At 72.6% G+C, this 23,833-nt stretch carries 19 protein-coding genes; 10 read left to right on the top strand and 9 right to left on the bottom strand.

Annotated features, from left to right (window positions below; translation table 11 throughout):
* Window positions 1–45 precede the first annotated feature (45 nt).
* Together Saso_RS31025 and Saso_RS31020 are read right to left on the bottom strand one after the other, a co-directional pair.
* On the bottom strand, window positions 46–474 hold the full coding sequence (locus tag Saso_RS31025) for a VOC family protein (protein WP_189923215.1): 429 nt from the start codon (window positions 472–474) through the stop codon (window positions 46–48).
* A 264-nt stretch (window positions 475–738) separates the two neighbouring features.
* Window positions 739–1,260: a GtrA domain-containing protein gene (locus Saso_RS31020; protein ID WP_189923216.1), complete on the bottom strand. Its 522-nt coding sequence runs from the start codon at window positions 1,258–1,260 to the stop codon at window positions 739–741.
* Window positions 1,261–1,803: 543 nt separating this feature from the next.
* On the opposite strand from Saso_RS31020, the gene kdpF reads away from it, so the two are divergent.
* The 4 genes from kdpF to Saso_RS31000 are packed head-to-tail and all read left to right on the top strand — an operon-like array spanning window position 1,804 to window position 6,414.
* Window positions 1,804–1,893 (top strand): K(+)-transporting ATPase subunit F, encoded by a 90-nt coding sequence (kdpF, locus tag Saso_RS31015; RefSeq protein ID WP_189923217.1) that lies wholly within the window; start codon window positions 1,804–1,806, stop codon window positions 1,891–1,893.
* An 8-nt stretch (window positions 1,894–1,901) separates the two neighbouring features.
* On the top strand, window positions 1,902–3,602 hold the full coding sequence (gene kdpA, locus Saso_RS31010) for a potassium-transporting ATPase subunit KdpA (RefSeq protein WP_189923218.1): 1,701 nt from the start codon (window positions 1,902–1,904) through the stop codon (window positions 3,600–3,602).
* A gap of 29 nt (window positions 3,603–3,631) precedes the next feature.
* Complete coding sequence (gene kdpB / locus Saso_RS31005) at window positions 3,632–5,722, top strand: potassium-transporting ATPase subunit KdpB (protein ID WP_189923219.1); 2,091 nt, start codon at window positions 3,632–3,634, stop codon at window positions 5,720–5,722.
* 23 nt (window positions 5,723–5,745) lie between these two features.
* Window positions 5,746–6,414, top strand: a complete 669-nt coding sequence (locus Saso_RS31000; protein ID WP_189923220.1) for a potassium-transporting ATPase subunit C — start codon at window positions 5,746–5,748, stop codon at window positions 6,412–6,414.
* A gap of 58 nt (window positions 6,415–6,472) precedes the next feature.
* Here the strand turns inward: Saso_RS31000 and Saso_RS30995 are convergent, their stop codons facing one another.
* Window positions 6,473–7,597: a magnesium and cobalt transport protein CorA gene (locus tag Saso_RS30995; protein ID WP_189923221.1), complete on the bottom strand. Its 1,125-nt coding sequence runs from the start codon at window positions 7,595–7,597 to the stop codon at window positions 6,473–6,475.
* 201 nt (window positions 7,598–7,798) lie between these two features.
* Between Saso_RS30995 and Saso_RS30990 the strand changes: the two genes are divergently transcribed.
* Window positions 7,799–8,902, top strand: a complete 1,104-nt coding sequence (locus tag Saso_RS30990) for a winged helix DNA-binding domain-containing protein (protein ID WP_189923222.1) — start codon at window positions 7,799–7,801, stop codon at window positions 8,900–8,902.
* A 161-nt stretch (window positions 8,903–9,063) separates the two neighbouring features.
* Here the strand turns inward: Saso_RS30990 and Saso_RS30985 are convergent, their stop codons facing one another.
* The 3 genes from Saso_RS30985 to Saso_RS30975 form a co-directional block, all read right to left on the bottom strand.
* Entirely contained in the window at window positions 9,064–9,855 is a 792-nt protein-coding gene (locus tag Saso_RS30985) for a S1 family peptidase (RefSeq protein ID WP_189923223.1), read from the bottom strand.
* Between the two features lie 294 nt (window positions 9,856–10,149).
* Window positions 10,150–12,966: an ATP-binding protein gene (locus Saso_RS30980; RefSeq protein ID WP_189923224.1), complete on the bottom strand. Its 2,817-nt coding sequence runs from the start codon at window positions 12,964–12,966 to the stop codon at window positions 10,150–10,152.
* 242 nt (window positions 12,967–13,208) lie between these two features.
* Complete coding sequence (locus tag Saso_RS30975) at window positions 13,209–14,057, bottom strand: helix-turn-helix transcriptional regulator (protein WP_189923226.1); 849 nt, start codon at window positions 14,055–14,057, stop codon at window positions 13,209–13,211.
* A 177-nt stretch (window positions 14,058–14,234) separates the two neighbouring features.
* On the opposite strand from Saso_RS30975, the gene Saso_RS30970 reads away from it, so the two are divergent.
* Window positions 14,235–15,905 carry an AMP-binding protein gene (locus Saso_RS30970; protein WP_189923228.1) on the top strand — a complete coding sequence of 557 codons (1,671 nt, stop codon included), beginning with the start codon at window positions 14,235–14,237 and terminating at the stop codon, window positions 15,903–15,905.
* Window positions 15,902–17,554, top strand: coding sequence for an AMP-binding protein (locus tag Saso_RS30965; protein WP_189923230.1), 1,653 nt, complete (start codon window positions 15,902–15,904; stop codon window positions 17,552–17,554). The genes Saso_RS30970 and Saso_RS30965 overlap by 4 nt, the downstream gene beginning before the upstream one ends.
* 35 nt (window positions 17,555–17,589) lie before the next feature.
* On the opposite strand, the gene Saso_RS30960 is transcribed toward Saso_RS30965, so the two are convergent.
* Entirely contained in the window at window positions 17,590–18,366 is a 777-nt protein-coding gene (locus Saso_RS30960; RefSeq protein ID WP_189923232.1) for a hypothetical protein, read from the bottom strand.
* Between the two features lie 182 nt (window positions 18,367–18,548).
* Here Saso_RS30960 and gcl point away from each other — a divergent pair, with 182 nt between their 5' ends.
* Window positions 18,549–20,333 carry a glyoxylate carboligase gene (gcl, locus tag Saso_RS30955; RefSeq protein WP_189923233.1) on the top strand — a complete coding sequence of 595 codons (1,785 nt, stop codon included), beginning with the start codon at window positions 18,549–18,551 and terminating at the stop codon, window positions 20,331–20,333.
* Between the two features lie 849 nt (window positions 20,334–21,182).
* Here gcl and Saso_RS30950 read toward each other — a convergent pair.
* Both Saso_RS30950 and Saso_RS30945 read right to left on the bottom strand, forming a co-directional pair.
* Window positions 21,183–22,076 carry a 2-hydroxy-3-oxopropionate reductase gene (locus tag Saso_RS30950; RefSeq protein ID WP_189923235.1) on the bottom strand — a complete coding sequence of 298 codons (894 nt, stop codon included), beginning with the start codon at window positions 22,074–22,076 and terminating at the stop codon, window positions 21,183–21,185.
* A gap of 26 nt (window positions 22,077–22,102) precedes the next feature.
* Window positions 22,103–22,924, bottom strand: coding sequence for a TIM barrel protein (locus Saso_RS30945; RefSeq protein WP_189923237.1), 822 nt, complete (start codon window positions 22,922–22,924; stop codon window positions 22,103–22,105).
* Window positions 22,925–23,171: 247 nt separating this feature from the next.
* Here Saso_RS30945 and Saso_RS30940 point away from each other — a divergent pair, with 247 nt between their 5' ends.
* Together Saso_RS30940 and Saso_RS30935 are read left to right on the top strand one after the other, a co-directional pair.
* Window positions 23,172–23,456: a YkoF family thiamine-binding protein gene (locus Saso_RS30940; RefSeq protein WP_189923239.1), complete on the top strand. Its 285-nt coding sequence runs from the start codon at window positions 23,172–23,174 to the stop codon at window positions 23,454–23,456.
* Complete coding sequence (locus tag Saso_RS30935; RefSeq protein ID WP_189923241.1) at window positions 23,453–23,821, top strand: helix-turn-helix domain-containing protein; 369 nt, start codon at window positions 23,453–23,455, stop codon at window positions 23,819–23,821. Before Saso_RS30940 ends, Saso_RS30935 begins: the two co-directional genes overlap by 4 nt.
* Window positions 23,822–23,833 lie beyond the last annotated feature (12 nt).

The raw sequence follows: 23,833 nt of genomic DNA, 5'->3' as shown, positions 1-23,833 counted from the left end.
GGACGGACCGGAAGGACACCGCCACCCCGGCCTTGCCCCGGCTTCTCAGGGACGGACGTACGGCCGCGTCATGATCTCCATGTTGTGGCCGTCCGGGTCGGGGAAGTACGCGCCGCGACCGCCGAACAGCCGGTTGACCCGGCCGGGTTCGGTGTGGCCGGGGTCGGCGTAGTAGGTGACGCCGACGGCCTCCAGCCGCGCGATCATGGCGTCGAACCGCGCGTCGGGCACGAGGAACGCGTAGTGCTGCGACTGGATCGGCTCGTCGCGCTTCTCGTAGTAGTCGAGCGTGACGCCGTTGCCGAGGTCCACGGGCAGGAAGGGCCCGAAGGGGGCACCTACCTCCAGCTCCAGGACCGCGGCGAGGAACTCGGCCGACAGGCGCCGGTCCGTGGCGTACACGGCCGTGTGGTCGAGGCGGACGGTGGTGGTGGACGGTCCGGATCGCTGCGGGTGCTGCTGCTCGTACGACATGGGTGGGTGTCTCCGGGTCTTCGGTTCCGCTGGGACGGGGGCGATGCGCAAGGGCGCCGACGAGGACACGGAGAAGGGGCGGGGCTCGTGCCCGCCTCGCGCTCACGCAGCGGCCGGGACCCTCACTCGTGCGTGGCCCAAGGCCGACCCGGCAGTCACCCGAGCGAGCCTAATGAACCGCCGCGGGGCGGGGCAACGCCGTTTCCCCGCCCCCCCCGTGATCCTCAGGGGGGCGAGGCGACGCCGTTCCCGCCCCCGCGACCGTCAGGCCGCGCGGCACAGCGCCGCGGGACCGGCCGGCGCCGCGGTGCAGGGCACGGCCGACCGCACCGGGTGCGTGGTGCGGGCGGTGGCGGTGGCGGGGACCCGGGCGCGGTCGCGGGCGAAGACGAAGAGGCGCAGCACCGCGAACCGCGCGACTCCGGCGAGTGCGGAGGCCGACAGGTAGACGACCTGTTCCAGCACCGCCCCCGGTGCCGCCGTCAGCTGGTGCAGGGCGAGCATCGCCGTGCAGGTCACGGCGTAGGCGGCCGCGGCGGACCCGGCCGACTGCGTGTGCTGGCGCCAGGTCGCGCGTGCGCCCGCACCGAACGTGAAGCGGGCGTGCAGTTCGGTGGCGAGGAGCGTCGAGACCACAGTGATCAGGGCATTGGCCAGGACCCAGGGGACCAGGGACGCGAGGGCCGCCACTGCGAAACCGGCCGCCACTCCCACCCCGCCGCCGCAGAGCACGAAGCGGGCGAAGGCGCCCGCCGCCGTCCGTCTTCGGCCCGGCACCGTCTCCATCGTCCGCCCCCTCCGACCGCTCACCCCGCGAAACGCGCCCTCGTCCCGCGAGGGGCCGAGTGACGTTTCCTGATATGAAAACGCTACGTTGCGTTCGGGTGAGTGGCAATCGATTTGCTGCCCCGGTCGGGCATAACTGCCGGTAGAAGCCCGGAAATCGTTGCAATGGCGGCGACGCTAACGCAACAACCCGCCCGGCTTCGTTGCAACGGTATGCGGGTGAACGCTCTGCGGGAGGTGCGCCGCCGACTGCCGGACCGGCCCCGGGTGCGCCCGCCCGCACCGGCGGTGGAGGACGCCGCCGGGCCTCTCGGCGCGGGCCGCCGTAAGGGAGTCGTCAAAGGTGAGGGGGCCGCCGTAAGGGAGTCGTCAACGAGCGGCCGCACCGGGCCGGGGCCGGGGTTTGCTCGGACTGTCCGCTTCTCTTCCGAAGCCGGATCTCATCCAGCCCTAGGAGTTCACGATGGCCGATCTGGCCTTCGTCGTCACCACGGTCGCGGTGTTCGCGCTGGTGGCCCTCGTCGCCAAGGGGGTGACCAAGCTGTGAGCGCCGAGAACGTCGTCGGCCTGCTCGTGGCCGTCGCCCTGCTGGGCTATCTCGTCCTTGCCCTGATCTTCCCGGAGAGGTTCTGAGACAGGAGATGGGTCCCGTACCAGCCGGCGTCCTCCAGCTGCTCGCGCTCATAGCGGCGCTGGCGCTCGCCTACGTCCCCCTCGGCACCTACATGGCCAGGGTCTACTCCTCCGACCGGCACTGGCGGGTGGAGAAGTGGATCTACCGCGGTATCGGCGCCGACCCGGACACCGAGATGCGCTGGCCGGCGTATCTGCGCGGTGTGCTCGCGTTCTCGCTGGCCGGTGTCGTCTTCCTCTACCTGCTCCAGCGGCTCCAGGGCGTCCTGCCCGGTTCGCTCGGCTTCAGGTCGATCGATCCCGACCAGGCGTTCAACACGGCCGCGTCGTTCGTCACCAACACCAACTGGCAGTCCTACTACGGCGAACAGGCCATGGGCCACGTCGTGCAGACGGCCGGACTCGCCGTGCAGAACTTCGTGTCGGCGGCCGTCGGCATGGCGGTCGCGGTGGCGCTGGTACGCGCGTTCGCCGCCCCGCGCTCCCGGTCCGGCCCGGGCGGCGGATCCGCGCCGCGCACCGGTGAACTCGGCAACTTCTGGACGGACATGGTGCGCGGGGTGACCCGCATCCTGCTGCCGCTCGCCCTCGTCGCCGCCGTCGTGCTCGTCGCGTGCGGGGCCGTCCAGAACTTCTCCGGAATCCACGAAGTCGGCCAGTTCATGGGCGGCGACCAGCAGTGGAACGGCGGCGCCGTCGCCTCGCAGGAGGCCATCAAGGAACTCGGCACCAACGGCGGCGGCTACTTCAACGCCAACTCCGCCCACCCGTTCGAGAACCCCACCCCGTTCACCAACCTCTTCGAGATCTTCCTGCTGCTCGTCATCCCCTTCGCGCTGACCCGCACCTTCGGCGTCATGGTCGGCTCGGTCCGGCAGGGCTACGCGATCCTCGCGACCATGGCCACCATCTGGATCGGCTTCGTCGCGCTGATGATGTGGACCGAGTTCGCGCACCACGGGCCGGCGCTCCAGATCGCCGGAGGCGCGATGGAGGGCAAGGAGACCCGCTTCGGGATCGGCGCCTCGTCGATCTTCGCGGTGTCGACGACGCTCACCTCGACCGGCGCGGTGGACTCCTTCCACTCGTCCTTCACCGGCCTGGGCGGCGGGATCACCATGCTGGGCATGCAGCTGGGCGAGATCGCGCCCGGCGGCACCGGCTCCGGGCTCTACGGCATCCTCGTCATGGCGATCATCGCGGTGTTCATCGCCGGTCTCATGGTCGGCCGCACACCCGAGTACCTGGGCCGGAAGATCGGCACCCGTGAGATCAAGTGCGCCGCCTGCTACATCCTCGTCACCCCGGCGCTGGTGCTCGTCCTGACCGCCGCCGCGATGGCCCTGCCCACCCCGGGCAACTCCATGACCAACACCGGAGCGCACGGCTTCTCCGAGATCCTCTACGCCTACACCTCCGCCGCGAACAACAACGGATCGGCCTTCGCCGGGCTGAACGCCGACACCCAGTGGTTCAACACCACGCTGGGTCTCGCGATGCTCCTCGGCCGGTTCCTGCCGATGGTGTTCGTGCTGGCCCTGGCCGGTTCGCTCGCCGGACAGAAGCCGGTGCCCGTCACCGCGGGCACCCTGCGCACCGAGAAACCGCTGTTCACCGGACTGCTGGTGGGCGCCATCCTGATCATCACCGGTCTGACGTACTTCCCGGCCCTCGCCCTGGGACCGCTGGCCGAGGGGCTGGCGTCATGACGACCGACGCAACGAAGCAAGAGGACCCGATGTCCACAGTCACCCCCGTCCGGGCACCTCACCGGGACGCGCCGGCCGGCCCCGGGGGGAGCCGGGCCGGTGCCGGGCTCTTCACCCCCGGACAGCTGCTCAGGTCCCTGCCCGACGCCCTGCGCAAGCTCGACCCGCGGGTGATGGTCAAGTCGCCCGTCATGTTCGTGGTCTGGGTCGGCTCCCTGCTGACCACCGTCTTCTCCTTCACCGACCCCGGCGACCTGTTCGGCTGGACCATCAGCGTCTGGCTCTGGCTGACCGTCGTCTTCGCCAACCTGGCGGAGGCGGTCGCCGAGGGACGCGGCAAGGCGCAGGCCGACACCCTGCGCAAGGCCAAGACCGACAGTGTGGCCCGCCGCCTCACCGGCGACCGCGAGGAACGGGTGCCCGGCACCGCGCTGCGCGTCGGGGACCTGGTCGTCTGCGAGGCGGGCGACGTCGTCCCGGGCGACGGCGATGTCGTCGAAGGCGTCGCGAGCGTGGACGAGTCCGCCATCACCGGCGAGTCGGCACCCGTCATCCGGGAGTCCGGCGGCGACCGGAGCGCCGTCACCGGTGGCACCCGGGTCCTCAGCGACCGGATCGTCGTCAAGATCACCACGAAGCCGGGCGAGACCTTCATCGACCGCATGATCGCCCTGGTCGAGGGCGCGGCCCGGCAGAAGACGCCGAACGAGATCGCGCTGAACATCCTGCTCGCCTCGCTGACGATCGTCTTCCTGCTGGCGGTCGCCACGCTGCCGCCGTTCGCGGACTACGCGGGCACGCACCTGACGATGGTCGTGCTCGTCGCCCTCCTGGTCTGTCTCATCCCGACCACGATCGGCGCGCTCCTGTCGGCGATCGGCATCGCCGGCATGGACCGTCTGGTGCAGCGCAACGTGCTGGCCATGTCGGGGCGTGCCGTCGAGGCCGCCGGTGACGTCTCCACCCTGCTGCTCGACAAGACCGGCACCATCACCCTCGGCAACCGGCAGGCCGCGGAGTTCGTGCCGGTGGCCGGCACCACCGAGGCCGAACTCGCCGACGCGGCCCAGCTGTCGTCCCTGGCCGACGAGACGCCCGAGGGTCGCTCCGTCGTCGTCCTGGCCAAGGAGAAGTACGCGCTGCGCGAGCGCCACCAGGGCGAACTGGCCGGAGCCGAGTGGATCGCCTTCACCGCGCAGACCCGGATGTCGGGCGTGGACGCCGACGGGCGCAGGATCCGCAAGGGCGCGGCCGGTTCGGTCGTCGCCTGGGTCCGCGAGCGGGGCGGCGAGGTGCCCGAGGACGCCGCCGCGCTCACCGAGCGCATCTCCGGGGCGGGCGGCACCCCGTTGCTGGTGGCCGTCGAGGACGCGGACGGCGCGCGGGTGCTGGGCGTCGTCCATCTCAAGGACGTGGTCAAGGGCGGCATGCGCGAGCGGTTCGACGAACTGCGCCGCATGGGCATCAGGACCGTCATGATCACGGGCGACAACCCGCTGACCGCCCGGGCCATCGCCGAGGAGGCGGGCGTGGACGACTTCCTCGCGGAGGCGACCCCCGAGGACAAGATGGCGCTGATCAAGCGGGAACAGGCGGGCGGCAAACTGGTCGCGATGACCGGCGACGGGACGAACGACGCGCCCGCCCTCGCGCAGGCGGACGTCGGCGTCGCGATGAACACCGGGACGTCGGCCGCGAAGGAGGCCGGCAACATGGTCGACCTCGACTCCGATCCGACCAAGCTGATCGAGATCGTCGAGATCGGCAAGCAACTGCTGATCACCCGGGGCGCGTTGACGACGTTCTCCATCGCCAACGACGTCGCCAAGTACTTCGCGATCATCCCCGCGCTGTTCGCGGCCGTCTATCCGGGCCTGGACAGGCTCAACATCATGGGGCTGTCCTCGCCGGACTCCGCGATCCTCTCGGCGGTCGTCTTCAACGCCCTCGTCATCATCGCGCTGGTCCCGCTCGCCCTGCGGGGCGTGCGCTACCGGCCGGTCAGCGCCGACCGGCTGCTGCGGCGCAACCTGACGGTCTACGGCCTCGGCGGCCTGATCGCCCCCTTCGTCGGCATCAAACTCATCGACCTGCTCCTCTCCCTGGTCCCCGGGCTGTAGATCCCCGAAAGCGTGCTGAAGCCATGAACAACTCAGTGATCAACACGACCCGGCTGCTCGGGGCGGGCCTGCGGGCCCTCCTCGTGCTGACCCTGGTGACCGGCGTCGTCTACCCGCTGGCCGTCACCGGCATCGCCCAGGCCCTGTTCCGCCATCAGGCCGACGGCTCCGAGATCCAGGCGGACGGCAAGGTGGTGGGCTCCTCGCTCATCGGCCAGTCGTACGACCTGCGGACCAAGAAGGGCAAGGAGACCCCCGAGCCCGACCTGAGCAAGTTCCAGGGACGCCCGCAGGACGGCCTCGGGACCAACAGCGTCAACACCCGGTACCGGCTGATCCTGTCCGGCGCCAGCAACCTGTCCGCCGACAGCAAGGTCCTCGTCGAGCGGGTGACCGCCGCCAAGGCCGCCGTCATCGCCGACAACTCGGTCGGCGGCTACACCGTCAAGCCCTCGGACGTGCCGGCCGACGCGGTGACGTCCTCGGGATCCGGTCTCGACCCGGACATCTCCCCGCAGTACGCGCAGCTCCAGGTCCACCGGATCGCCGAACGCAACGGCCTGTCCGTCACCCGGGTCCGCGAGCTGGTCGACGCGCACACCGAGGGCCGCACCCTGGGCTTCATCGGCGAGCCGCGGGTGAACGTCCTGGAGCTCAACATCGCGCTCGGTGAGCTCCTGGCCAAGCGCTGACCGTCCGGCCCCGTAGAGGGCGGGTGCCGGTGACCGCCACGCCACCGGCACCCCCTCCTCAGAGCCAGTCCCGCCGCTTGAAGACCACGTACAGACTCACGCACACGACCGCCATCAGGACGATCGCGAAGGGATACCCGAGGCCCCAGCGCAGCTCCGGCATGTGCGCGAAGTTCATCCCGTAGATCGTCCCCACCAGCGTCGGCGCGAACAGGATCGCCGCCCAGGAGGAGATCTTCTTGATCTCCTCGTTCTGTTCGAACCCCGCCTCCGCCAGGGCCCGCATCTCGGCGTTCTGCTGCTGGGTGACGAGGGTGGCGTTGACCGTGAGGATCTCGGTGAGGGCCTGGCGGAAGCCGTCGACGCGCTCGCTGGTGTGGGTGACGTGGTCGGCGACGTCGCGCAGGTAGCGCTGGAGTTCGTCGTCCGTGCCGTACTTGGAGAAACCGGCCATCAGGCCGTGCAGCATGCCGACCAGCGGACGGGTGGCCCGCTGGAACTCGACCATCTCGCGGGAGAGTTCGTAGATCCGGCGGGAGACGGCGGGGTCGCCGCGGAACACCTCGGTCTCGATCTCGTCGATGTCGTTCTGGACCCCCGAGACGACCGGCGCGTAACCGTCCACCACCGCGTCCAGGATCGCGTACAGCACCGCCTCGGGCCCCAGCTTCAGCAGTTCGGGGGTCTCCTCCATCCGGCGGCGGACCGCCGACAGGTCGGGGGCGGCGGCGTGCCGGACCGTGATGACGAAGTCGGGGCCCACGAAGACGTGCAGCTCACCGAAGTCGATCTCCTCGGGGGCGTCCAGATAGCGGGCCGCCCGCAGGACGACGAAGAGGGTGTCGCCGTAGCGTTCCAGCTTCGGGCGCTGATGGGCCTCCTTGGCGTCCTCCACGGCGAGCGGATGCAGCCCGAACTCCGCGGCGAGGGAATGGAGTTCGCTCTCGGTGGGACGGGCCAGGCCGATCCAGGCCATGCCCGACGGCTGTTCGCGCAGCGCCCGGTACGTCTCCGACAGCGTGGCCGGGGCGAGCACCCGCACCCCGTCGCGGTACAGGACGGCGCGCACGATGCCGGCGCTCCCGGCCGGGCCGGGGGGCTGCGGCGGGGACGGCTCGGACGGCGGGGCCTGCGGTGCGGAGGGGGTGCGGCGCCAGCCGGGCTTCCTGGGACGCTCGGGCATCGGGCTGCCTCCCGCTCGGACCTGCGTACGTCTGCCTGCCACGGGATCCGCAACCGCACGCGGCGCACGGATCCCGTGGATCGCATGGATCACGTAGCAGGATATAGCGGGCATACGGCGTGGGCCGGAGAACGGTCGCGCCCGGGTCGCGAGGCGGGTTGCGGACGCGAGCTGTCCGCAAGGGCCGTTAGTTTGCGGTGCATGACGAAGACGACGCATCCGCCGGTGCTCGACGCCCGGGCCCTGAACCGCGCCACCCTCGACCGCCAGGCGCTGCTGCGGCCCTCGTCCCTGTCCGCGCGGGAGGCGGTGGAGCACCTGCTCGGTCTCCAGGCGCAGAACGTGAAGCCGCCCTACTACGCGCTCGCCGCCCGGCTCGACGGGTTCGTCCCCGAGGACCTGTCGAAGCTGATGGCCGGGCGCGAGGTCGTCCGGATCGTCAGCATGCGGTCCACGATCCACACCCACACCGCCGACGACTGCCTCACGCTGCGGCCGTTCGTCCAGCCCGCCCGGGACCGGGAGCTGACCTACTTCCGCAAGGGGCTCGCCGGGGTCGACCTGGACCTGCTCGCCGTCCTCGCCCGTGAGCTGGTCGAGACCGAGCCGCGCACCATGAAGCAGCTGCGCGAGGCCCTCTCCGCCCGGTGGCCCGACGCCGACCCGCAGTCCCTCGCGGTCGCGGCCCGCTGTCGGCTCCCCCTCGTCCAGGTCACCCCGCGCGGACTGTGGGGCAGGAGCGGGCAGGTCGCCCTCACCACCGCCGAGCACTGGCTGGGGCGGCCGGCGCAGCCGGCCCCGGCGCCGGAGGACGTCGTCCTGCGCCATCTGGCCGCCTTCGGCCCGGCCTCCGTCAAGGACATGCAGACCTGGTCGGGTCTGACGCGGCTGCGCGAGGCCTTCGAGCGTCTGCGCCCGCGGCTCCTCGTCTTCCGGGACGAGCGGGGCGTGGAGCTGTTCGACCTTCCCGACGCCCCGCGCCCCGACCCCCGCACCCCGGCCCCGCCCCGATTCCTCCCCGAGTTCGACAACCTGCTGCTCTCCCACGCCGACCGCGGCCGGGTCGTGCCGTCCGCCCATCGGGGGCGCGCCTGGCAGGGCAACCAGGCGTACTGCACCCTGCTCGTCGACGGCTTCCTGGCCGGACTGTGGCGTCTGGATCCGGACGCCCTGGTCGTGGAGCCCTTCGCCGCCCTCACCCGGGCCGAGCGCGCCGACGTGGTCGAGGAGGGCGAGCGGATGCTGGCCGCCATGCATCCGGGGGAGCCCCGGGACGTCCGGTTCGGCACCGTCGCCCGGACCTGACCGACGGCGGCGGCCGCCGGGCATGCCGGAAGCCCCCACCGGAAGGCCGGTGAGGGCTTGGATAGGGGGCGCTGCGGGCCGCTCGTGGAGGCTCGCAGCGCCCCCCGGTCTTTCCCTGAGGGGTGCTCAGGAGTTCTCGGGGGCTGTCACGCGGTCGACCGTCAGGAATTGACCTGCGTGGCCACCAGGCCGGAGAAGGTGGTCAGCCGGGTGTAGACACCCGGGTAACCGGCCTCCGCGCAGCCCTCGCCCCAAGAAGTGATCCCTGCCAGGACGCCCCCGATGAGCAGGGGACCGCCGCTGTCGCCCTGGCAGGTGTCTACGCCGCCGGATGTGTATCCGGCGCAAACCATGTCGGTCGCGACGAAGTCGGAACCGTAGGAACTCCTGCAACTGGAGTCGGACACGATCGGGACGGTCGCGGTCCGCAGCTGGTTGGAGGAACTGCCGTTCTCCGAGGTGGTGCCCCAGCCGATGATGCGGGCGGTGGTGCCCGCCGCGTACACGCCGGTCTGGGACGAGGTGACGTACGAGGCCGTGGTGTACGGCATCGACGTCGACAGGGTCAGCACGGCCACGTCGTCGCCGTTGGTGGCGTCCGTGTAGTCCGGGTTGATCCAGATCTTGCTCACCCGGCTGACGGTGCCGTTGGTGCCGTTCAGGTAGGTGCGTCCGCCGACGACGCGCACGCTGCTCGTGGTCTCGCCGACCATGCAGTGGGCGGCCGTGACCACCTTGGTCGCCGAGACGAGGGTGCCGCCGCAGAACTGGTTCTGCGAGGCGTCCGTGATCTGCATCATGAACGGGTACGCCGTGGTCGTCGTCGTGGTGCCGCCGACGATCGGCTGGGGGGCTGCGACGGCGGTGGGGGCGCCGAGCAGTGCGGTCGCCGCCGCCGCGGCCGTGGCCACGAGGACGGCGGCGGTTCTCTTGAAGGGGTCGATCCCGAACATCGATCTCCTCGGTGGTGTGGCCGGTGGGGGGTCGCACGGGTGTGGGGGGAGTGCACGGGGGTCGCGGGACCGACCCCCGTGTGCCCGGGCGAGCGGCACGTCCCTTAAGCTAGGACGTGGCACCCGCTCACCCCAATGAGGGAACCCCCTAGGGGAGTTGGGGCAGGGAAAACCCTCGGTCGCCCCAGGGAACCCACGGGCGCCGCCGAGGGGGCGCTCAGGGAACCCGCCGCGCGGGCGCGGAACCCACTGAGGGTCAGTGAGCCCCTGAGGGGCAGTTAACCCGCGGACCGCTCACTTCGCGTGGCGCCCCGCCGCCAGCCGGACGATGTCCACCCGGGAACGGATCCCGAGCTTGCGGTAGACCCGGGTCAGGGTCGCCTCCACCGTCTTGACGCTGATGAACAGCCGGGCGGCGATCTCCCGGTTGGTCGCCCCTTCCATGACGAGCGCGGCCACCTGACGCTCCATCGAGGCGAGCCCCTCCAGCGCGTCCGACGCGGGAGCGCTCTGCCGGGCGGCGACGGACGTCTCCGGCGCCTGTGCCGCCGCCGTCTCCACCTGGCGCAGCCAGGGCAGCGCCCGGCACCGCCGGAACAGCCGCGCCGCCTCGTCGTACGAGGTCGGTCCCGGCCGCCCGGTGCGCAGCCGGGCCAGCGCGAACGCCGCCCGCGCCTCCTCCAGGCCGTATCCCAGCTTGGCCAGCCGGTCCTGGACGGACGTCAGCCGGGAGACGGCCGCCTCGTGGTCGCCGAGCGCCGCGCGCACCAGCGCCTCCGCCCGGTCCAGCACCGCGAGGACACTCTCCCGGTTCAGCCGGAGCGCGTGCTCGCGGGTCACGTCGATGACGTCCTGCGCCTCACCCGCCTCGCCGACGCGGACCAGCGCCTCGGCGAGGTCGCCCTGCCAGCGGCCGCGGGCGGGGTCGGTGATGCCCAGCCCCGTCTCCAGCTCCCGCACCCGGCGCAGCGAGCCCACGGCGCCCGCCGCGTCGCCCGCCACCAGCTGGGCGTGGCCGAGCGCGGCCAGCGCGCGCGAGAGGTACACCTGGTCGCCGTCCTCCTCGGCGTGCTCGGCCGCCTCCCGGGCCAGGGCCAGCGCCCGGTCCACGTCACCGCCGGAGGCCTCGGCGAGGGAGGTCAGCATGGCGGAGGCGCCCAGCCCGATGCCGGAGTCCCGGGCCAGCCGCAGGCTCTCGCGGGCCAGGTCGAGGGCGCGCCCGCAGTGTCCTGAGCGCAGCTCGGTCTCGGCGAGGAAGCGCTGGAAGTGCACCTCGCTCTCGACCATTCCGCGGCGGCGCACCTCGCGCAGCAGCGCGGTGATGGTCGTACGGGCCTCGGGCAGCTGGTCGCTCATCAGCAGCCAGCGGAACCGCGCGGACCCGACGCCGTTGTGATGGCAGGCCACGTAGGGGTCCTGGGGTTCCCGCAGGGCCCGTCTGATGGTCGCCGGGGCGTTCGGGTGCCCCATCAGGGTCTCGGTCGAGGCCTGGAAGGAGAGCGCCATCAGCTCGGTGCGCCGGTCCTGGCCGCGGGCCGCGAGGTCGGCGGTGTGCGCGGCCTCCTCACGGGCCTCGGCGAAGTCGCCCTCCACGATCAGCTTGCGCCAGGCGAGCCGGTAGTGGACCAGGGCGAGCAGCCGGGGGTCGTCGCCGGCGTCCGCGAGGGCCTGCGGGAAGACGGCGTCCACCTCGCCGAGGGACTGTCCGGCGGCCTCGATCACCACCTCCCAGGCCCGGATCCGGTCCGCCGGCACGGTCGCCCGGGTCAGCACCTCGCGCGCGATGTCCCGGGCGAGGTCCACCTCGCCGGCGGTGATCGCGTCCTCCGAGGCCTGGAGCCGCCGGTCGTCCGGGGCGGGCAGACCGTCCGGCGGGGTGTGCCGGGCGGCGAGCAGGCCGAGCGAGGCGGCGACCGAGGGCGCGCCCCGGTCCCGGGCGAGGGCCGCGGCCTCGGCGAGCCGGGCGGCCACGTCCGGGTCGGTGCCGGTGGTGGCCAGGGCGAGGTTGCGGGCCCGCTCGATGGGGTCGGAGGCGGCGGTGGACAGTGCGGCGTGCGCGGCCCGGCGCTCCTGCGCGGGCGCCTCGGCGTACAGGGCGGCCGAGATCAGCGGGTGCGCGAACCGTACGGCGGGCCCTTCGGGTTCCGTCGCGAGCAGCCCGAGCGCCGCCGCCTGCGCGGTCTCGGCCTCGGCGTTCTCGCGGCCGGCCGCGTGCAGCAGGGCCAGGGTGGGGCGGGCGCCCGCGCTGGCCACGAGCAGGGTGCGGCGCGCCTCGGCGGACAGCATGTCGAGCCGGCTGAGGACCAGGGCGCGCAGCGAGGTCGGCACCGGAAGGGGCTCGCCGGGGCGCGGCGGCGTCGGGTTCTCGCCGAGGGCGCGGCCGAGTTCCAGGGCGAAGAGCGGGTTGCCGCCGCTGGTGCGGTGGATCTCCCGCATCGTCGAGCGGGGCAGGTCGGTGTAGCCGCGGTGGTCGAGCAGCGCGGAGACCTGGGCGCGGGAGAGGGGGTTGAGCCGTACGGCCAGGGTGTCGGGCGGGGACGCGCGTAGATGCCGGTCGTACTCCTGGTCCTCGGTCCGCACCGCGCACAGCAGCTGTACCGGGGTGTCGCCGAGGCGGCGGGCCGCGAAGCCGAGGAGTTCGGCGCTGGCCGAGTCGAGCCACTGGAGGTCGTCGGCGACGAGCAGGACGGGGCCCTCGGCGGCCAGGGCGCGCAGGGCCGACAGTACGGCCAGGCGGAGGGCGAGTCCGTCCCGTTGCAGAGTCGATTCTCCGCGGCCGGTGAGCGCCGACTCCAGGGCCGTGCGCTGGGCGGCGGGAAGCTTGTCCGAGATCTCGCCCAGGACGAGGCCGAAGAGGTCCGCCAGGGCCAGGAAGGGGAGGTGCGATTCGGACTCGGTCGCCGAGCAGCGCAGGACGGTGTGCGCCGCGTCGCCGTAATCCGCGGCCAATGCCCGCAGTACGGTCGACTTTCCTATTCCGGCCGGGCCGTGCAGCAGCACACTGCCGCCGCGCGCCAGCTGGTCCTGGGCGGCCGTGAACAGCTCGTCCCTGCCGATGACCAGGTCGGGGCGGCATCTGGCAGGCTCCTTGAAGTCCCGTCGCACGGTCACCGCTCCCCTCCGAGTGTCGTGTCCGGGCCAAATTCTAGGCAACGTCTCTTTGAAATTCGGAGGCGCGGTGTGGTGAGCCATATAACAACCGGACGCATAGGGAAATTCATGGCGGCGATGAGTGAATGGTCACTTGTCGTGAGGAGCCTCCCTGGCTTGATGTGTTCGGTCCCCGGCACCGTGCGCCGCCCGCCCCACGGGCGGTGCCGCACGCCCCGCGGCGGGGGCGGCGGACCCGCCCGTCAGGGCAGCAGACCCGCCCTGCGGGCCGCGACCACCGCCTCTCCCCGGGTCGTCGCGCCCAGTCTGCGCATCGCCGAGCGCAGATAGCCCTTCACCGTCTCCGGGCGCAGCCCCAGCCGCTCGGCGGCCGCCGCGTTCGTCGCGCCCGCCGCCACGCACGCCAGCACGTCCAGCTCCCGCGGCGCGAGGGCGGCAGGCCGCTCCGTCCGCTCCCGCGATCCCCTCGGCGTCAGCAGTCCGCACACCGCGAGGAGTTCGGCGCGCAGCACCGGATCGGCGATCCGCGGGGCCAGCGCGCGCAGCGCCGTGTGCGCCTCGCGCACCCGCTCCCGGTCGGCACCCGCGCCGGCGCCCGGCCCGGCGTCCGGCGGCCGGGCCGCCGACAGCAGCTCGCGCGCCTCGTCCCCGACCACCAGCGCCTGCTCCACGTCCCGCGCCGCCTGGACGGCCGCGGTCAGCGTCCGGTCGCCCAGCGGCTGGGCCGTCCGCAGGGCGCCGTACAGCACCCCGCGCACCCGGCGCCGGACGACCACCGGGATCGCCAGCACCGAGCGCAGCCCCTCCTCGGCGACCGCCGCGTCGTACTCGTGGCTGATCTGCCGGGAGAGGGAGTAGTCCGTCACGGCGCACGGCCGGGCCAGCGCGACCGCCTTGCCGCCGAGCCCGTTTCCCGAGGTCACCGCGAGGCCGCGCAGCGCGAGCCCGGCCGCACCGCTGAACTCACTGATCCGCATCCGCTGCCGCCCCGGCTCCACCAGGCCGCCGAAGGCGACCGGCAGCCCCGTCGTGCGCCGCAGCCGCGCCAGCGCACCGCGGATCTCCATCGTTCCGGCCGCGTCTGCCGCCACGTTCTCGCCCTTTCCGCGCGGCTTGGTGCCGCACACCCCCGTCCGGGGGTAGTGAGACCTGCATCACGGATTACACGATGGCAGAGAGCCGCCCGGCAATGGTCCGGCACCACGGGAGTCCGCCGCGGGGACCGCGAGCGCCCCGGCGGCGTACGACCGAGCAAGCGAGGAGGACGGATGACGTCGGCGACGGAGGAATTCCGCAGAGCCCGCGACTTCCTGCTGGAACACCGCGAGGACTACACCACCGCCTACGAGCGCTTCGAGTGGCCCCGCCCCGAACACTTCAACTGGGCGCTCGACTGGTTCGACGTCATCGCCGAGGGCAACGGGCGCACCGCCCTGCACATCGTGGAGGAGGACGGCTCCGAGACCCGGCTCACCTTCGCCGAACTGTCGCAACGCTCCGACCGGGTGGCCGGCTGGCTGCGCGGGCGCGGGGTCGCCGCCGGGGACCGGATCCTCGTCATGCTCGGCAACCAGGTGGAGCTCTGGGAGACCGCGCTCGCCGCGATGAAGCTGCGCGCCGTCGTCGTCCCGGCCACCCCGCTGCTCGGCCCGGCCGACCTGACCGACCGTGTGGAGCGCGGCCGGATCCGGCACGTCCTCGTCAGGAGCGAGGACACCGGCAAGTTCGACGCGGTCCCCGGCGACTACCGGCGCGTCGCGGTCGGAGGTGCGCCCGAGGGGTGGCAGCCGTTCGAGGAGGCCTACGCCGCCCCGGCCGCCTTCACGCCCGACGGCCCCACCCGCGCCGACGACCCGCTGATGCTGTACTTCACCTCCGGCACGACCGCACGGCCCAAGCTGGTCGAGCACACCCACACCTCCTACCCGGTCGGGCATCTGTCGACGATGTACTGGATCGGGCTCGGGCCCGGCGACGTGCACCTCAACATCTCCTCGCCCGGCTGGGCCAAGCACGCCTGGTCCAACCTCTTCGCCCCGTGGAACGCCGAGGCGACGGTCTTCATCCACAACTACACCCGCTTCGACCCGGCCCGGCTGATGGCGGAGATGGACCGCGCGGGCGTGACGACGTTCTGCGCGCCGCCCACCGTCTGGCGCATGCTGATCCAGGCCGACCTCACCCAGCTGCGCACCCCGCCCCGCGAGGCGGTGGCCGCGGGCGAGCCACTCAACCCCGAGGTCGTCGAGCAGGTCCGCCGCGCCTGGGGGGTCACCGTCCGGGACGGGTTCGGGCAGACCGAGACGGCCGTGCAGATCGCCAACAGCCCCGGACAGGAGCTGAAGACCGGCTCGATGGGCCGGCCGAGCCCCGGCTACCGGGTGGAGCTCCTCGACCCGGTCTCCGGCGCGCCGGGCGTCCAGGAGGGCGAGATCGCGCTGGACCTGTCCGCCCGGCCGGTCGGCCTGATGACCGGCTACCACGGCGACGCCGAGCGGACGGCGGAGGTGATGGCCGGCGGCTACTACCGCACCGGCGACATCGGCGGCCGTGACGAGAACGGCTACCTCACCTACGTCGGACGGGCCGACGACGTCTTCAAGGCCTCCGACTACAAGATCAGCCCCTTCGAGCTGGAGAGCGCGCTGCTGGAGCACGAGGCGGTCGCCGAGGCGGCCGTCGTCCCCGCCCCCGACCCGCTGCGTCTCGCCGTCCCCAAGGCCTACGTCGTCCTCGCCGAGGGCTGGGAGCCGGGCCCCGACACCGCGAAGGTGCTGTTCGAGCACTCCCGCGAGGTGCTCGCCCCCTACAAGCGCGTCCGGCGCCTGGAGTTCGCCCCGCTGCCCAAGACGGTGAGCGGGAAGATCCGCCGCATCGAACTGCGCGAGGCGACCGAGGCGGGCTCCGCGGCCGAGTACCGCGAGGAGGACTTCCGGTGACCGGGGAGCCCCACGCGCCGGACGAGGACGCCTCGCGGGCGCCGGGCGCGGCCTCCTACGCGCACGGGACGAGCGCGACCGCGCTGCTCGGCGACACCATCGGCGCCGACCTGGACCGCACCGCCGCCCGCTGGCCCGACCGCGAGGCCCTCGTCGACGCGCCGACCGGACGGCGCTGGACGTACCGCCGCTTCGTCGAGGACGTCGACCGGCTGGCCCTCGCCCTGCTCGCGAGCGACGTGCGCAAGGGCGACCGGGTCGGCATCTGGGCCGTCAACTGCGCCGAGTGGGTCCTGGTCCAGTACGCCACCGCCCGCGTCGGTGCCGTCATGGTGAACATCAACCCGGCGTACCGCACGCACGAGGTCGGGTTCGTCCTCGAACAGGCGGGCGTCTCGCTGCTGTTCGCCTCGCTCAGCCACCGCACGAGCGACTACCGGGCGATGGTCGACGAGGTGCGCCCCGCGTGCCCGCGGCTGCGCGAGACCGTCTACATCGGGGATCCGGGATGGGAGGCGTTCCTGCGGCGCGGCACGTCCCGTGCGCGCGACGAACTCCTGGCGCGCGGGAGCGAACTGTCCTGCGACGACCCCGTCAACATCCAGTACACCTCCGGCACGACCGGCTTCCCCAAGGGAGCCACCCTCTCCCACCACAACATCCTCAACAACGGTTACTTCGTGGGGGAGTCGCTCGCCTACAGCGAGCAGGACAGGATCTGCGTACCGGTGCCCTTCTACCACTGTTTCGGCATGGTGATGGGGAACCTGGCGGCCACCTCGCACGGCGCCTGCATCGTCGTCCCCGCGCCCTCCTTCGACCCGCGGGCCACGCTGGAGGCGGTCCAGCGCGAGCGGTGCACCTCCCTGTACGGGGTGCCGACCATGTTCATCGCGGAGCTGAACCTGCCCGACTTCGCCGACCACGACCTCTCCAGTCTGCGCACCGGCATCATGGCGGGCTCGCCCTGCCCGGTCGAGGTGATGAAGCGCGTGGTCTCCGAGATGAACATGGCCGAGGTGTCCATCTGTTACGGCATGACGGAGACCTCGCCCGTTTCCACCCAGACCCGCCGCGAGGACGACCTGGAGCACCGCACCGCCACCGTGGGCAGGGTCCTGCCGCACATCGAGGTCAAGGTCGTGGACCCGGTGGACGGCGTGACCCGGCCGCGCGGTGTCCCCGGAGAACTGTGCACCCGCGGGTACAGCGTGATGCTCGGTTACTGGGACGAGCCCGGGAAGACCGCCGAGGTGATCGACGCGGGACGCTGGATGCACACCGGCGACCTGGCGGTGATGCGCGAGGACGGCTACGTCGAGATCGTCGGCCGCATCAAGGACATGATCATCCGGGGCGGGGAGAACGTCTACCCGCGCGAGATCGAGGAGTTCCTCTACGGCCACCCCGGGATCCGGGACGTGCAGGTCGTCGGCGTCCCGCACGAGAAGTACGGCGAGGAGGTCCTCGCCTGTGTGATCCCGGGCGACGCGGCGCACCCCCCGACGCTGGAGGAACTGCGGGCGTACTGCGAGGGCCGGCTGGCGCACTACAAGATCCCGAGCAGGCTGCGGATCATGGACGCCTTCCCGATGACCGTCTCGGGGAAGGTGCGCAAGGTCGAACTGCGGGAGCAGCACGCCCGGTAGGAGGCACCCGTCGCGCCGCGTCCGTGCCGGCGCCCTCAGACGCCCCCCGCGTCGAGGGCGCCGGCCGTCGCGTTCACCGGCTGCGGGGTGCCCGTCAGGTCGAGGACGAAGAGCGGCACGCGCAACTGGTCGGCGCGGGCGCGGGCGTCGTCGTCGTATCCGGCGAGCGAGAAGTAGACGCAGTCGGCCGACGCCGTCATGGCCGTCAGCCAGAGGCACTCCACGTCCCGCGACGAGGCCGGCGAGACGCTCGGGTCCACCTGCGCCACGAGCCCTCGGGCGGCGAGCCCGATGCCCGCGGTGGGCCGCTGGTCGGCCCGCCGGATGTCCCCGTGCCCGAGCCAGTTCAGATAGAGCGCGGCGGCCGTGACCGCGTCCCGCGCCGTGCGGATGGCGACGGGCCGGAAGGCCCGCCGTGGCGGCGCGGGCGTCGGCGCCGATGACGGCCCCGGTGCCGGTCCCGGTGGTGACGTGAGTGGAGCGGACGGCGGGGGCTGCGCGGACGCCGGCGCGGTCGGGCCGTGACCCGGGCCGCTCGCGGGCCCGAGGACCGGGTCGGTCACCGGGAGCCGCAGCACCGCGCCGCACGCGCAGCCCAGTTCCGGCCGCGGCCACTGGTGGCGCAGGCCGCAGGAGGGGCAGCGCAGGGCGACCCACTCGTCGTCCCACGCCCGGTGTGCGACGGTCGTCGGCGCCGTCCGCCGGTCGAGCACGGGCGTCACGGGGGCACCGCACACGCACGGATAGGACGGCGCGATGTAGAGGCGCTCGCTCCGGCAGACCGGACAGCGCACCGGCACGCTCTCGGACATGGCCCCATCGTCCTCCTCCGCCCCCCGCCTGTCCGTCCCTTGACGACCTTTGGGCACCCCCTTACATTAATTCCAGATAGCAGAATATATTTTCCGCAATGCGGAAAGTGTAGTCGAAGACACGGTTCTCACCGCGGGGCGCGACGGGAGAGCGAAGCCGACAGCCGAAGCAGGAGTACTCCATGGCTCGTATGACCGCTGCCCGCGCGGCAGTCGAGATCCTCAAGCGCGAGGGCGTCACCAGTGCGTTCGGGGTCCCCGGCGCGGCGATCAACCCCTTCTACGCGGCACTGAGGGCCTCCGGTGGCATCGACCACACCCTGGCCCGCCATGTCGAGGGCGCGTCGCACATGGCCGAGGGCTACACCCGCACCCGGCCGGGCAACATCGGCGTCTGCGTCGGCACCTCCGGGCCGGCCGGCACGGACATGATCACCGGGCTGTACTCGGCCCTCGGCGACTCCGTGCCGATCCTGTGCATCACGGGCCAGGCGCCGACCGCCGTGATCCACAAGGAGGACTTCCAGGCCGTCGACATCGCCTCCATCGCCAAGCCGGTGACGAAGATGGCGGTCACGGTCCTGGAGGCGGCCCAGGTCCCCGGCGTCTTCCAGCAGGCGTTCCACCTCATGCGTTCCGGCCGGCCCGGCCCCGTCCTCGTCGACCTGCCGGTCGACGTCCAGCAGACGGAGATCGAGTTCGATGTCGACACGTACGAGCCGCTGCCCGTCCACCGGCCGGTCGCGACCCGCGCGCAGATCGAGAAGGCGCTCGCGATGCTCAACGCGTCGCGGCGGCCCCTGATCGTCGCGGGCGGCGGTGTCATCACCGCGGACGCCACCGCACTGCTGCGGGAGTTCGCCGAACTGACGGGCACCCCGGTCGTCCCCACCCTGATGGGCTGGGGCGCGATCCCCGACGACCACGAGCTGAACGCCGGCATGGTCGGCCTCCAGACCTCGCACCGCTACGGCAACGCGACCTTCCTGGAGTCCGACTTCGTCCTCGGCATCGGCAACCGCTGGGCCAACCGTCACACCGGCCGCCTCGACGTCTACACGGCGGGCCGCACCTTCGTCCACGTCGACGTCGAGCCCACCCAGATCGGCAGGATCTTCGCGCCGGACTACGGGATCGCCTCGGACGCGAAGGCGGCCCTGGCGCTCTTCGTCGAGGTGGCACGGGAGACGAAGGCGGCCGGCGGCCTGCCCGACCGTGCCGCGTGGGGGGCCGCCGCACAGGAGAGGAGGGCCACCCTCCAGCGCCGTACGCACTTCGACGACGTCCCGATGAAGCCGCAGCGCGTCTACGAGGAGATGAACAAGGCGTTCAGCCCGCAGACCCGGTACGTCACCACCATCGGTCTCTCGCAGATCGCGGGCGCCCAGATGCTGCACGTCTACCGGCCCCGGCACTGGATCAACTGCGGTCAGGCGGGGCCCCTCGGCTGGACGATCCCGGCGGCGCTGGGTGTGGCGAAGGCCGATCCGCAGGCGCAGGTCGTCGCCCTCTCCGGGGACTACGACTTCCAGTTCATGATCGAGGAGCTGGCGGTCGGCGCGCAGCACAAGATCCCCTACATCCATGTCCTGGTCAACAACTCCTACCTCGGGCTGATCCGCCAGGCCCAGCGGGCCTTCGACATCGACTTCCAGGTGAACCTGGAGTTCGAGAACGTCAACTCGCCCGAACTGGGCGTGTACGGCGTCGACCACGTCAAGGTCGCCGAGGGCCTCGGCTGCAAGGCCATCAGGGTCACGGACCCGGCCGACCTGGCGGCCGCCTTCGAACAGGCCGGGAAGCTGGCCGCCGAGTTCCGGGTGCCGGTGGTGGTGGAGGCGATCCTGGAGCGCGTCACCAACATCTCGATGAGCGGCACCAACGACATCGGCGAGGTCGTGGAGTTCGAGGAGCTGGCCACCGAACCGGCGCACGCTCCGACGTCGATCAGGACGCTGAAGGTCTGACGAACCCGGCACCACCGAAGGGGCGGCCGTCCACCGGACGGCCGCCCCTTTTTTCGCTGCCCCCGGTCCTGGCCCCGGCCCCGGCGTGGGTCCCGGCCCCGGCCCCTGGCCCCGACCTCGACCTCGGCCCCGGGCTCCGGCCCTGCCCACCGGCCACGGCCGGACCTGGCCGTGCCCCGGTCCGCCCCGGCCTGTCTCGCCCCGGTCCGGCCTGTCCTGGCCCGGTCTGCCCCGGTTCCGGGCCCGGTCCGGCCTCGGCCCGACCGCCCCGGCCCTGCCCGACCCCGGGTGGGGCCCGCGGCCGGTGTTCGCCTCGCCCGCAGGGCGGTCGGGCCTGGCCCCGGCCCCTGGCGTCGACCTCGGCCCCGGCCCGCACCGGTCCGACCGCCCCGGCTGCACGCCGGGCGGTGGGTCGCGGTCGGTGTGCACTTCGTCCGCGGGGCGGTCCGCGACGTGCGACGCCCCCGCCGGTCCGGCCGGCGGGGGCGTCGCCCGGGTGTTCGCGGCCCGGGGAAGGTGGTCAGGTGGAGCGGGAGGAAGGGGAGGGGCGGGGACCGCGGCGGGTGTGCGACGGAGCCGGGGCGGCTTCCCTCAGGCCGGGAAGCGGCCGCGTTCCTTCACCACCGCACTGGCTCGCACGCCGCCGCGGTCCTCGCTCCGCCCGCGCCCGGTCCGGCGACCACCGCTCATCCGGGTCGCACGGCTCGGCCGCGGGCTGCGCGCACGGCGCCCGACGTGTCGTCAGGCGCGGTGCGCGGTCTGGTGGTTCGGTTCAGGCAGGGGGTTCCGGGCGGCGCCGCCGCCTGGGCGCGACAGGACAGATGTCGGCGACGGCGCCGCCCGGAAGTCTCAGGGGCGCGCCCCGGACAGACGCTCGACGGCGCGCAGCAGGGCCGAGTGGTCGAGTCCGCCGTCGCCCTGCGCGCGCAGGCTCGCCACCAGCTGGGCGACCACCGCGCCCACGGGCAGGGCCGCGCCGACCGTACGGGCCGCGTCCGTGACGATGCCCATGTCCTTGTGGTGCAGGTCGATGCGGAAGCCCGGCCGGAAGTCGCGGGTGAGGAAGTTGTCCTTCTTGCGGGCCAGCACGGTCGAGCCGGCGAGACCGCCGCCCAGGACGTCCAGCGCCGCCTTCAGGTCCACACCCGACTTCTCCAGGAAGACCACGGCCTCGGCGCACGCCTGGATGTTGACGGCGACGATCAGCTGGTTGGCGGCCTTCACGGTCTGGCCCGCCCCGTGCGGTCCGCACAGCACGACCGTCCTGCCGAGCACCTCGAAGAGAGGCCGGGCCGCGTCGAAGTCGGCCTGTTCGCCGCCGACCATGATGGAGAGCACGGCCTCCACGGCGCCGGCCTCCCCGCCGGACACGGGGGCGTCGAGCACCCGGACGCCCTTGTCGCGCGCCGCCCGTGCCAGGTCGACCGAGGTCTGCGGGGTGATCGAGGACATGTCGATCAGCAGCGCCCCGGAGCGCGCGTTCTCCAGGATGCCGTCGGGGCCGTAGGCGACGGCCTCGACCTGCGGGGAGGCCGGAACCATCGTGATCACGACGTCGGCGTCGCGGACCGCCTCCGCGACGGACCCCGCGGCGCTGCCCCCTGCGGCGGCCAGCCGGTCCAGCTTGTCCTGCTCCAGCGTGAAGCCGGTGACGTCGTACCCGGCCTTGACGAGGTTCTCGGACATGGGCGAGCCCATGATGCCGAGGCCGATCCAGGCGATCCTGGGAAGTGCGTTGCTCATCGGGAGTGCCTCTCGGTACGGGGGGATCAGCGGGGCAGCCAGTCGAAGGACTCGGCGCTCGGACGGTCGCCCGGCTTGTACTCCAGGCCGACCAGGCCGTCGTATCCGGCCTTCCTCAGCAGGCCGAGCAGGTCCGCCAGGGGCAGCGAGCCGGTGCCCGGCGCCCCGCGTCCCGGGGTGTCGGCGATCTGCACATGGCCGGTCCTCGGGGTGTACCGCTCGATCACCGACGGCAGGTCCTCGCCGTTCATGGACAGGTGGTACAGGTCCATCAGGAACTTCGCGTTGCCGAGGCCCGTCGCCTCGTTGACCCGGTCGACGACGCCGACCGCCACGTCGGCGCTCACCAGGGGGTAGCGGGGCGACTCGGGCCGGTTCAGGGCCTCGACGAGGAGGACCGCGCCGATCCGGTCCGCCGAGCGGGCGGCCCGCACCAGGTTCTCCAGGGCGAGCGCGTCCTGCTCGGCCGGGTCCACACCGTCGACGCGGTTGCCGTACAGCGCGTTGAGCGCCCCGCAGCCGAGGGAGCCGGCGAACTCCGCGGCCACGTCGACGTTGGCGCGGAACCGCTCGGACTCGCGGCCGGGCAGCGACAGCGCGCCGCGGTCGGGGCCGGGCAGCTGTCCGGCGTAGAAGTTGAGGCCCGTGAGCCGGACGCCCGCGTCCTCGATCGCCTTCCTCAGCGCGTCGAGCCCGGTGCGCTCGGGAGTGGGGGAGTCGACCCAGGGCCACCAGAGCTCGACCGCGGTGAAGCCGGCCGCGGCGGCGGCCGCGGGGCGCTCCAGGAGCGGGAGTTCGGTGAAGAGGATCGACAGGTTCACGCTGAAGCGCTGGTCCTCGAAGCCCATGGCGTTCCGCGCTCCCTTCCGTGTCGATGCGTGCGATGTTTTCCGTATTGTGGAAGTTGGTTTCTGCCTATTGGAAGATTGCCGCTCGCCCGGACGGCTTGTCAAGAGGGGGCGGGGGAGTAGGGAAGCGGAGGAAGGAAGCCCGGCCGGGGGTAATCCCGAGTCCCCGGTGGTCCTGCGCCCGGTCCGTTAGGGTCGGGGTCCGGGCGCCGACGGTCCGGTCCGGTGCAGAGAGGTGTGGGGCGCGATGCGACTGAAAGTGGAGTTCACCACCGAGCCCTTCGATCTCGACGAGGCGCCCGCGCACGCCCTGGTGGCCCGGGCGGTGATCGAGCGCGCCGACCTGGACGCGGTGGACGTCGGGCCGTTCGGCAACACCGTGGAGGGGGCCGCCGACACGGTGCTCGGCGCGGTGGACGCCCTCCTGCGCGAGTCCCTGGGCGCGGGCGCCACCCGGATCACGCTCCAGGTCAACGTCCTCGGGGACGCGGGCCGGGACGCGGGCGGCGACGTCGTCGGGGAGGGCGTGTGAGCACCGCGGGTGACGAGGCCTTCATCGCGGCCGTGAAGCCGCTGGTCGACGCGATGGGCGGCGAGATGATCCCGCCCGACGAGGCGGGTGTCGACGACGTCGTGCTCGCCTGGGACGGCGCCGACGCCGTGGCCGTACGGCTGCCGCAGCTCGCCGACTCCCTCGACCACATCCTGGCCGCCATGGAGCGCCGCAAGGGCAGGCCGCTCGCCGATCTGGACCGCAAGGCCAAGCAGGAGGTGGTGCGGATGCTCGAGGCGCGCGGTGCCTTCTCCGTACGTCACGGCGTGGAGACCGTCGCGAGCGCGCTCGGCGTGAGCCGCTTCACGGTCTACAACTATCTCAACCGGGAGAAAGAGGCCTGAGCGGCGCGCGTG

The organism is Streptomyces asoensis (genome assembly GCF_016860545.1).
GTDB lineage: Bacteria > Actinomycetota > Actinomycetes > Streptomycetales > Streptomycetaceae > Streptomyces > Streptomyces asoensis.
This window is presented reverse-complemented; position numbering and strand designations above follow the sequence as displayed.

Bases quoted from the DNA above. Each gene is read 5' to 3' on its own strand.
- Saso_RS30970 (WP_189923228.1), top strand. From the start codon at position 14,235: ATGACGTCGGCGACGGAGGAATTCCGCAGAGCCCGCGACTTCCTGCTG.
- Saso_RS31000 (WP_189923220.1), top strand. From the start codon at position 5,746: ATGAACAACTCAGTGATCAACACGACCCGGCTGCTCGGGGCGGGCCTG.
- Saso_RS30950 (WP_189923235.1), bottom strand. From the start codon at position 22,076: ATGAGCAACGCACTTCCCAGGATCGCCTGGATCGGCCTCGGCATCATG.
- Saso_RS30945 (WP_189923237.1), bottom strand. From the start codon at position 22,924: ATGGGCTTCGAGGACCAGCGCTTCAGCGTGAACCTGTCGATCCTCTTC.
- Saso_RS30985 (WP_189923223.1), bottom strand. From the start codon at position 9,855: ATGTTCGGGATCGACCCCTTCAAGAGAACCGCCGCCGTCCTCGTGGCC.
- Saso_RS31025 (WP_189923215.1), bottom strand. From the start codon at position 474: ATGTCGTACGAGCAGCAGCACCCGCAGCGATCCGGACCGTCCACCACC.
- Saso_RS30990 (WP_189923222.1), top strand. From the start codon at position 7,799: ATGACGAAGACGACGCATCCGCCGGTGCTCGACGCCCGGGCCCTGAAC.
- Saso_RS30940 (WP_189923239.1), top strand. From the start codon at position 23,172: ATGCGACTGAAAGTGGAGTTCACCACCGAGCCCTTCGATCTCGACGAG.
- Saso_RS30960 (WP_189923232.1), bottom strand. From the start codon at position 18,366: ATGTCCGAGAGCGTGCCGGTGCGCTGTCCGGTCTGCCGGAGCGAGCGC.
- kdpA (WP_189923218.1), top strand. From the start codon at position 1,902: ATGGGTCCCGTACCAGCCGGCGTCCTCCAGCTGCTCGCGCTCATAGCG.
- gcl (WP_189923233.1), top strand. From the start codon at position 18,549: ATGGCTCGTATGACCGCTGCCCGCGCGGCAGTCGAGATCCTCAAGCGC.
- Saso_RS31020 (WP_189923216.1), bottom strand. From the start codon at position 1,260: ATGGAGACGGTGCCGGGCCGAAGACGGACGGCGGCGGGCGCCTTCGCC.
- Saso_RS30995 (WP_189923221.1), bottom strand. From the start codon at position 7,597: ATGCCCGAGCGTCCCAGGAAGCCCGGCTGGCGCCGCACCCCCTCCGCA.
- kdpB (WP_189923219.1), top strand. From the start codon at position 3,632: ATGTCCACAGTCACCCCCGTCCGGGCACCTCACCGGGACGCGCCGGCC.